At 69.2% G+C, this 9728-nt stretch carries 7 protein-coding genes; 6 read left to right on the top strand and 1 reads right to left on the bottom strand.

Annotation, left to right across the window (positions count from 1 at the left end):
- Window positions 1-116: 116 nt before the first annotated feature.
- A complete protein-coding gene (locus tag K8556_RS33900; RefSeq protein ID WP_223744255.1) occupies window positions 117-779 on the top strand; it encodes an IS630 family transposase in 663 nt (220 codons plus the stop codon).
- A 56-nt stretch (window positions 780-835) separates the two neighbouring features.
- On the opposite strand, the gene K8556_RS33895 is transcribed toward K8556_RS33900, so the two are convergent.
- Window positions 836-1495 carry an MBL fold metallo-hydrolase gene (locus tag K8556_RS33895; RefSeq protein WP_223744249.1) on the bottom strand — a complete coding sequence of 220 codons (660 nt, stop codon included), beginning with the start codon at window positions 1493-1495 and terminating at the stop codon, window positions 836-838.
- 107 nt (window positions 1496-1602) lie between these two features.
- Between K8556_RS33895 and K8556_RS33890 the strand changes: the two genes are divergently transcribed.
- The 5 genes from K8556_RS33890 (at window position 1603) to K8556_RS33870 (ending at window position 9721) form a co-directional block, all read left to right on the top strand.
- Window positions 1603-2316: a hypothetical protein gene (locus K8556_RS33890; RefSeq protein WP_223744248.1), complete on the top strand. Its 714-nt coding sequence runs from the start codon at window positions 1603-1605 to the stop codon at window positions 2314-2316.
- Between the two features lie 287 nt (window positions 2317-2603).
- Window positions 2604-4982: a DNA topoisomerase (ATP-hydrolyzing) subunit A gene (locus K8556_RS33885; protein ID WP_223744247.1), complete on the top strand. Its 2379-nt coding sequence runs from the start codon at window positions 2604-2606 to the stop codon at window positions 4980-4982.
- 10 nt (window positions 4983-4992) lie between these two features.
- Entirely contained in the window at window positions 4993-6924 is a 1932-nt protein-coding gene (locus K8556_RS33880; RefSeq protein WP_223744246.1) for a type IIA DNA topoisomerase subunit B, read from the top strand.
- A gap of 96 nt (window positions 6925-7020) precedes the next feature.
- Entirely contained in the window at window positions 7021-8484 is a 1464-nt protein-coding gene (locus K8556_RS33875; RefSeq protein ID WP_223744245.1) for a PEGA domain-containing protein, read from the top strand.
- A gap of 28 nt (window positions 8485-8512) precedes the next feature.
- Entirely contained in the window at window positions 8513-9721 is a 1209-nt protein-coding gene (locus tag K8556_RS33870; RefSeq protein ID WP_223744244.1) for a PEGA domain-containing protein, read from the top strand.
- Window positions 9722-9728: the final 7 nt, after the last annotated feature.

Below are 9728 nucleotides of genomic sequence, written 5' to 3'. Positions count from 1 at the left end.
CTCACCTCACGGGTGGCCACCGGGCGAGCTGTCGTCCGCGCCATGGTGCTCCTCCTCTCAGAGGGGCAACACCTGGGACTCAAGCCATATTTGCCGGCGTAGAAAAAAGGTGGTGCGTGCCGAGTCTAGATGCCCAGTACGTCCAGCGCATGGAGGACGTGCTGGCCCTCTACGAGAAGCCCTTCAGCCGACGTGAGCCCGTCATCTGCTTCGATGAGCGGCCCGTGCAACTGCTGGACTCCAAGCGCGACATGCTGCCCATGCACTCCGGCGCTATCGCCCGGCGTGACTTCGAATACGTCCGGTGCGGCACCACCAATCTCTTCTGCGCAGTGGAGCCTCGGACAGGGCGCCACTTCGTCAAAGCGACGCGCTGCCGTAAGGCCTTTGCAGAAGCGGTGCGGGACCTGGCACGCCGCTACCCCAACGCCCGAAAGATTCACCTCGTGCTGGACAACCTCAATATCCACACGCGTTTCTCGCTGACGCGTCGCTTTGGATGGAAGGAGGGCCTGCGCCTGTGGAGTCGCTTCTGCGTGCACTACACGCCTGTGCACGGCAGTTGGCTCAATCAGGCTGAAATCGAAGTGAGTCTCGTCTCGCGTCAATGCCTGGGACACCAGCGCGTCGCTTCCGTGGAGACCCTGCGCGACAGGACTCGCGCCTGGGAACGCGATGCAAACCGCCACCGCGTTCCCATTCGCTGGGCCTTCACCACTGCCGAGGCCCGGCACATCTTCCATTACCACCCGGAGGACTTCATCCGGGACGAGGACTAGGTGGGTTCAGAAGGATGAATTTGAGATGAGGGAACGCCTCATCATCTTGCCTTGCCCTACTTGCGCGGGCGCATCCGGAAGGCGACGAAGGACGCCATGTCCGGGAAGCCGAAGTACGGGTTCTGCTGCCGGATGGCCTCCATCCGGGCCACCGGCACGTCCGCGTAGTCGTGCCCGGGGTACAGCCGCGCGGTGTCCGGCACCTTCGACAGCACCTGCGACAGCGAGCGGTACATGTCCTCCGGGTTGCCGCCCGGGAAGTCGCACCGGCCGCACCCGTTGATGAAGACGGTGTCCCCGGACACGAGCGCGTCCTCCGCCAGCAGGCAGTGCGACCCCGGCGTGTGCCCGGGCGTGTGCAGCGCGTGGAAGGTGCGCGCGCCCACCGGCACCGCGTCGCCCGCCTTCAGGAGCTTGAGCGCGTCCCCACCCCGCTTGCGCAGGTCGCTGGAGAAGGCGACCTCCTCCGCCTGCGCGAACACCGGGACGTCATGGCGGGACAGCAGCTCCTCCAGGCCGTTGATGTGGTCGCCGTGGCAGTGCGACACGAACGCGCCCACCACGCGCTTGCCGTCCTGCGCCACCGCCGCCTCGATGGCCGGCACGTCCCACGCCGGGTCCACCACCACCACCTCCGGGCCGTCCTGGGGACCCACGAGGTAGACGAAGTTGTCCATCGGTCCGAGCTTGAGCTGACGCACGTACGGCGTGGGCATGGTTGTCCTCCAGACGGCCACTCTACGCCCCAGGCTTGCCGCGCCGGGGCCAGTTCCCTTTGAATGCCACTTTTTCGATGCCCCACGCCGTCAGGAGGTCTCCGTCCGTGAAGCGCCTGCCCACCCTGCTCGTCTGCTCGTTGCTGGCCAGCGCGACCGCCTCCGCCGCGGGGCGGAGCGCCTCCACGTTCCGCTACAAGCCGTCCGCGGACGACGAGCGCCCCGTCATCGTGGATGCCACCATCGGGCCCCAGGGCAGCGACTTCGCCATGCGCCTGAAGTTCAACAAGGACCCCTTCGGCGAGGAGTGCAAGCAACGCTGCGCCAACGTCACCCTCTTCCTGGACACCGACTCCAGCGTCCAGTCCGGCCTGCACCTGCCCGCCACCAAGGCCCCGGAGAACGGCGCCGACCTGGCGGTCGTCATCCAGGGCGTGCGGGAGTACAAGCGCCAGGACGCGCCCCCGGAGGTGGCCCTGCGGGTGAAGATCCGCCAACTGGGCTCGGACGCCACCAGCGCGGACGCGGGCGAGCTGCTCGCGGACCTCAACAACCGGCAGGACCCGGAGCGCATCCAGACGGACGGCACCACCGTCTACCTGCTGGTGGACGCCACCAGCGCGCTGCTGCCCTCCGCCCGCAAGGTGCGCGTCATCTACCACCCGCCGGGGAGCAAGGCCCTCACCGCCACCATCAACGGCATGGCCGGCGGCAGCTCCGGCCGGGGCGTGCAGATCTTCAAGCGCGGCAGCGGCTGGGGCCGCGCCCCGGACGCGGAGGGCAAGAAGCCCCGCGCCAACCCCTCCGGCGACAACGGCTAGTCCCAGCGGCCCGCCAGCCAGCCCCGGCCCCGCTCCCCTCGGAATTCCGGGGGGTTGGCGGTGGGTTTCAAGCAGGCACGGGACTGTACGGACGTGCAGAAGTTCCGGGCTGGAGCCGACGCAACCACCCGAATTCGTTCTCAATGTCAGGGGCCCATGGTAGTCCCGCCCATCTGACGTCGAGGGTCCGACCCGACTGGTAGTCGCGGCGCGCACGGCTTCACGCCCGCGCGGCGCGTCACGCCCTGCCGGCGGGCCCGTGTGACACCCATCTGGATTCCATGACCATGCTCGCAGAAGCCGAAACGAAGTCGCGCAAGAAGCAGGGAGGCCCGGCAGGGGGCGGAGGGAAGGGAGGCGGCGGCGGGTCCGGCGCCGGTGGCGGGGACAGCCTGCCCGCGGGCCTGGCCGAGGAAGCGCGCCGCCGGTACCTCAACTACGCCCTGTCGGTCATCACCTCGCGCGCCCTGCCCGACGTGCGGGACGGCCTCAAGCCGGTGCAGCGCCGCATCCTCTACGGCATGTGGAACGACCTGAACCTGTCGTTCGACACGAAGTACCAGAAGTGCGCGCAGGTCGTGGGCGCCATCATGGGCCGCTACCACCCGCACGGCGACACGGCCATCTACGACGCGCTGGTGCGCATGGCGCAGGACTTCTCCCTGCGCTACCCGCTGGTGGACGGCCACGGCAACTTCGGCTCGCTGGACGGCGACTCCGCCGCCGCCTACCGCTACACCGAGTGCCGCCTGGAGAAGCTGGCCACGGAGCTGCTGGGGGAGCTGGACAGCAAGACGGTCCGCTTCCGCCCCAACTACGACGGCACCCGCGACGAGCCCGTCGTCATCCCGGCGCGCGTGCCGCAGTTGTTGATGAACGGCACCACCGGCATCGCGGTGGGCATGGCCACCAACATCCCGCCCCACCACCTGGGCGAGCTGGTGGACGCGCTCCTGGCGCTCATCAACGACCCGGAGCTGCAGACCAAGGACCTGCTCAAGTACATCAAGGGGCCGGACTTCCCCACCGGCGGGCAGATCCTCAACGACAAGAAGGAGCTGCGCGACATCTACGAGACGGGCCAGGGCTCCGTCCGCATCCGCGGCGAGTACAAGCTGGAGGAGATGAAGCGCGGCGGTCAGATGATCGTCGTCACCTCCATCCCGTACACGGTGAACAAGTCCACGCTCGTCGCGAAGATTGGCGAGCTGGTGCGCGACCGCAAGCTGCCGCTCATCACCGACGTGCGCGACGAGTCCACCACGGACGTGCGCATCGTGCTGGAGGTCAAGAAGGACGCCAACCCCGAGCTGGTGATGGCGTACCTCTACAAGCACACGCCCCTGCAGACGAACTTCGGCGTGAACCTCACCTGCCTCGTCCCCTCGGAGAACCCGGACGTTGGCACGCCCAAGCGCCTGGACCTCAAGTCCATGCTCCGCTACTTCCTCGACTTCCGCCTGGAGGTCGTGACGAAGCGCTTCGAGCACGAGCTGGCGGAGCTCAAGCGGCGCGTCCACATCCTGGAGGGCTTCGAGAAGGCCTACGACGCGCTGGATGAGATCATCCGGATCATCCGCCAGTCGGAGGGCAAGCAGGACGCCGCCCAGAAGCTGATGACGCGCTTCAAGCTGGACGAGCTCCAGGTGGACGCCATCCTGGAGATGCGCCTCTACAAGCTGGCCCGCCTGGAGATCCTCATCGTCCAGAAGGAGCTCAAGGAGAAGCGCGCGGAGATCAAGCGCATCGAGGGCATCCTCAAGGACGCGAAGAAGCGCTGGAACGTCATCCAGGAGGAGCTGACCGGCCTCAAGGCCGCGTACACCGACAAGCGCCGCACGCGCATTGGCGGCGCGGGCGCGGAGGAGGTGGAGTTCTCCGCGGAGGCGTTCATCGCGGACGAGGACGCCCACGTCGTCATCACCCGCGACGGGTGGATCAAGCGCGTGCGCGAGGTGAAGGACCCGTCCACCACCCGCCTGCGTGAAGGCGACGCGGTGATGGCGGTGCTCGCCGGCAGCCTGAAGGCGAACCTGGTGCTGTTCAGCAACTTCGGCACCGCCTACGTCACCCGCTTCAACGACGTGCCGGCCTCCACCGGCTACGGCGATCCGGTGCAGAAGCTGTTCAAGTTCGACGACGGCGAGCGCGTGGTGGGCGCCCTGTCCCAGGATGCCCGCCTGCCCCAGCCGGAGAAGCTGGTGGCGGTGACGCGCCAGGGCCTGGGCCTGCGCTTCCTGCTGGCGCCGCACACGGAGGTCTCCACCCGCGCCGGCCGCCGCTACGCGAAGACGGGCGAGGGCGACGAAATCATCGGCACGCAGCCGGTGGGCGACAAGGACCTGCTCGCCGTCCTCACGGAGAAGACCAACGCCCTTGTCTGCAAGGTGGCCGAGGTGAACGAGCTGGCAGGCCCCGGCAAGGGCGTCCAGGTCATCAAGGTGGATGACGGGGACAAGGTGGTGGACTTCCTCGCGGCGCCCGCCAGTCAGAAGGACGCCACGCTGGAGTTCGAGACGCAGAAGGGCCGCAAGCTGCACCTGTCACCGGCGAAGTTCAGCGTGACGGGCCGCGGCGGCAAGGGCCATGAGATGTCCAAGCGCGACACGGTGAAGGAGGTGGCGCGTCCCGTCACCTTCGTGCCGCTGCCGGAGAAGAAGGAGTAGCGGGAAGGCCATGGCGACCAAGAAGGAAAGCTACACAGGCGCGGACATCCAGGTCCTGGAAGGCCTGGAGCCGGTGCGCAAGCGCCCGGCCATGTACATCGGTGGCACCGACAGCACGGGCTACCACCACCTCCTCTGGGAGATCGTCGACAACTCGGTGGACGAGGTCATCAACGGCTACGCGTCCCTGATTGAAGTCACGCTGCACAAGGGCGGCAGGTCCATCACCGTCGTGGACAACGGGCGCGGCATCCCCGTGGACATGATGCCCAAGCACAAGAAGCCCGCCGTGGAGGTCATCCTCACGACGCTGCACGCGGGCGGCAAGTTCGAGCAGGGCAACTACATCCACTCGGGCGGTCTGCACGGCGTGGGCAGCTCCGTGGTGAACGCGCTCACCAGCAAGCTGCTCATCGAAATCAAGAAGGACGGCAAGCGCCACGTGCAGTCGTACGCGCGCGGCAAGGCGACCAGCGCCCTCAAGGTGGAGGGCCCCGCGCGCGGCACCGGCACGTCCATCACCTTCGAGCCGGACGCCGAAATCTTCGGGGAGAAGCAGAAGTTCGACGCGGCCCTGGTGCGCGAGCGCCTGGAGGCGAAGAGCTACCTGCACAAGGGGATGACGGTCGTCTGGAAGGACGAGACGGCCACGCCCGCCGTGTCGGAGACGTTCAAGCACGACGGCGGCATCGCGGAGTACCTCACCAAGGTCGTGTCGGAGCGCCAGAAGCCCATCGTCCCCGTGGGCGGCGCGCCGTTCTACTACTCGCGCGACAACGAGGTCCGCCTGGAGGTGGCGCTGGCGTGGACGGAGGCCACGGACGAGCACATCCGCTCGTACGTCAACGGCATCCCCACGAACCTGGGCGGCACGCACGAGGCGGGCCTGAGGGCCGCCATCGTCAAGGCGATGCGCAACTACATCGAGACGCACGGCCTGACGCCCAAGGGCGTGACGCTCACCGCGGAGGACATCCGCGAGGGCATCACCGCCATCCTCTCCGTGTACGTGGTGGAGCCCCAGTTCCAGGGGCAGACGAAGGGCCGCCTCAACAACCCGGAGACGACGGCGCAGGTGGACGGCGCCGTGCGCCCGGCGCTGGAGAAGTGGTTCAACGACAACAAGTCCATCGCGGAAGCGCTGCTGGCGCGCATCATCCTGGCCGCCCGCGCGCGCGAGGCCTCCCGCGCGGCCTCCGCCGCCATCAGCCGCAAGTCCGCGGTGAGCCACCGGTTGAACCTCCCCGGCAAGCTCGCGGACTGCTCGTCCACGGACCCTGCGTCCAGCGAGCTGTTCATCGTGGAAGGTGACTCCGCGGGCGGCTCCGCCAAGCAGGGCCGCGACCGGCGCACCCAGGCCATCCTCCCCTTGCGCGGCAAGGTGCTCAACGCGGAGCAGGCGTCCACCGACAAGGTGGCCACCAACAAGGAGCTCCAGGACATCGTCAGCGCGCTGGGCTGCGGCATCGGGTCCGACTTCGACATCACGAAGCTGCGCTACGGCCGCGTCTTCCTGCTGATGGACGCGGACAGCGACGGCCACCACATCGCCACGCTGCTGCTCACGTTCTTCTACCGGCACCTGCGGCCCCTGATTGAAGCGGGCGCCGTGCACATCGCCCAGCCGCCGCTGTACCGGGTGGACATCGGCAAGGAGACGTACTGGGCCCTGGACGAGCCGGACCGCGACCGCATCATCCGCGAGAAGGCCAAGGGCAACGCCAAGCCCAACATCATGCGCTTCAAGGGTCTGGGCGAGATGACGGCCGACGAGCTGAAGCAGACGACGCTCGACGCGCGAAACCGCATCAGCCTGCGCGTCACCATCGACAACGCGCTGGAGACCGACCGCATCATCAACGACCTGATGGGGAAGGACGTCTCGGCGCGTTACAAGTTCATCACCGAGCAGGCCGGTGAGGTCCAGGAGCTGGACGTCTGAGAAAACGGGAGTCCCCGCACACCCGGGATGGGCGCCGTTCCGTCCCGGGTGGGCATTGGTCTTCCGCCCCGCCGGTCGGCTAGCATCCGCCGAATCGTGAACACCACCCGCCTTGCCCTGACTGTCGCGCTCGCCTGCGTGCTGAGCGCTCCCGCCGCCGACGCCGCCACCAAGCGGAAGTCCGCCGCGAAGAAGAAGCGTCCCGCCGCCACCAAGAAGGTCCCCGCGGCCATCCCCGAGGACACCTTCACCCCGCCGGACGAAGCGCCCCCCGAGTCGGACGCGCCGGTGGCGCCCAAGGCCGCCACCCAGGCGCCCGTCACCCCGGCCACGCCCGCCGCGCCGAAGAAGCTGGCGGACGTCCCGCCCCCGGCGGTGCGCGCGGCGCCGTCCAGCGCGGTGGCCATCTTCGGCGTGCCCCGCCAGTCGGCCGCGCAGGACTCGGCGGCGAAGCTGGAGGACACCATCACCCGGCGGCTGGGCAGCGCGGGCGACGTGCAGTTCGTGGACCTGGCCACCGCCTTCCCGCCCCCGGAGCCCCAGGGCAACCCCAAGGCGGACGCCCTCTTCGACGAGGGCCGCGCCGCGTACGACAACCTGGACCCGGACGCCGCGGCGGTGAAGTTCAAGGCGGCCGCGGAGGCCTACGTGCAGCGCCCCGGCGACCTGCGCCCGGAGAAGCTGGGTGAGACGTACCTCTTCCAGGGCGCGTCCCAGCTCCTCAACGGCGACGTGGCGGGCGCGAAGGCGGCCTTCACGAACGCGCTGCTCGCGGAGCCTTCGCTGCGCCCGGACGCGGCCCTCTTCGGCCAGGACGTGCAGCGGGTGTTCTCCGAGGCGCAGGGCGAGCTGAACGCGCAGCCGCAGGGCACGCTGGTGGTGAACACCCAGCCCCAGGGCGCGCGCGTGCTGGTGCGCGGCCGCGACGTGGGCACGACGCCGCTGGCGGGCGCGAAGCTGGCCCCGGGCCACTACCCCGTGCAGGTGGTGCTGCCGGGCTACGCCCCGTTCGCGACGTACGTGGAGGTGAAGCCGTCCGCCCCCACGGAGGTGAAGACGAAGCTCGGCTCCGCGCCGGGCCTGTCCGCGCTGCGTGACGCGGCGTCGAAGGCCGGCACGGAGGCCGCCTTCGACGCGGACGGCACGCCGCCGGAGGTGGGCGCCATCGCCGAGCGGCTCAACGCGCGCTACGTGGTGCTGGCGGCCACGTTCCAGGACAAGAAGGGCCGGCTGCACGGCGAGGTGCAGGCGTGGGACGTGCGCACCAAGAACCGCCTGCGCGGCGTGGAGGTGGACTTCGGCAAGCGCGAGGGCAAGGGCAGCGCGGACTTCGCCGCGGACCAGGTGCACACCTTCCTCACCGGCGCGGCGCTGCCCCAGGGCCGCTCGGAGTCGAAGGATCCGCTCGTGGCCAGCGACTCCGTGCTGCGCAAGCCCTGGTTCTGGGCCGCGGCGGCGGGCGTGGCGGCCGTGACGGCGGGCGTGGTGTACGTGGCCACCACGGACCGCGGCGCTGGCTTCAACCCGGTCAACGGGCTGCCCGGTGGAATTTCCTTCTAGCTTGGGCGTCAAGCGCACAGGACTCCTCATGAAAGCCCTTCCGCTCGCGCTCGTGCTGCTGCCCGCCCTGGCGCTGTCCGCCTCGTCCCAACCGGGCCGCATCTCCGCGCTGCTCATCCCCATGGACCCGTCGTCCGAGTCCTCGGGGGTGCAGATGGAGAGCTACATGAACGACGCGCTCGGAAACTTCGCCAGCTACTCCGTGCGCAAGCCGCGCGACCTCTTCGGCCTGCCGGACGACCCGGCCGCGCAGGCGTCGTTCCAGCGCGCGAAGAAGGGCTACGAGGAGAGCGTCAAGGCCTTCGAGGCGCGCGAGTACGAGGACGCGGAGCGCAAGGTGCGCGCCACCCTCAAGGAGCTGGACGGCTCCGTCGCGGCGATGACGTCCTGCTTCCCGCTGTGCGACGCGCTGGCGCTGCACGGCGCCATCCTCCAGCTCCGGGGCGACGTGGAGGAGGCGAAGCTGCTGCTCATCGACCTGATGGCGCTCAACCCCACGTTCGAATTGAACCCCAAGCGCTTCAGCCGGGAGTTCATCAGCCTGCGCGTGCAGGTGGCGACGAGCCGCCCCTCGCAGTTGCGCGGCAGCGCCACCTTCAAGTCCCGGCCCGCGGGCGCCCGCGTCTACGTGGACGGGGAGCCGGTGGGCTACACGCCGCTGACGCTGCCCACGCTGCCGGTGGGCAAGCACCTGGTGCGCATGGAGCGGCCGGGCTTCCGGCAGTTCGGGCAGATCGCGGAGGTGACGCCGGACGACGTGGACGTCGTCGCCTCCCTGTCCCCCACGGCCACCTACAAGGCCTACGACGCGCAGTTGGACAAGGTGATTCCGGACGTGTCGCGCCCCAGCGACAAGCCGGCCAACGCCGTCGCCTCGCTGGGCCGCTCGTTGAGCCTGGACCGGGCGATGGTGGGCACCGTGCGCGTCATCCCGGAGCGCGGCACGGAGCTGTCCGTGGGCCTCTTCGACGTGAAGAGCGGCAAGCGCCTGGGCTCGCGCAAGCTGGTGCTCCAGGGCGACGAGTACGGCCAGCTCAAGTCGGAGATGGAGCGGGTGGTCAACCAGCTCATCAACAGCGAGGGCGAGCAGGTCCAGAAGCGGCGCGACCCGCTGGACAACCGCAGCGGCGCGGAGGACTGGGGCTCCGAGGACCGGGGTGGCAACTCCCGACAGTCCGTCAAGAAGCACTCCGGGGATGATCCGCTGGACGACGTGTCGGGTACCGAGGACTGGTGACACGCGG

The organism is Corallococcus sp. AS-1-12, assembly GCF_020036995.1.
Lineage (GTDB): Bacteria > Myxococcota > Myxococcia > Myxococcales > Myxococcaceae > Corallococcus.
The sequence above is the reverse complement of the archived record's forward strand: the minus strand, read 5'-3'. Positions and strand labels throughout refer to the sequence as shown.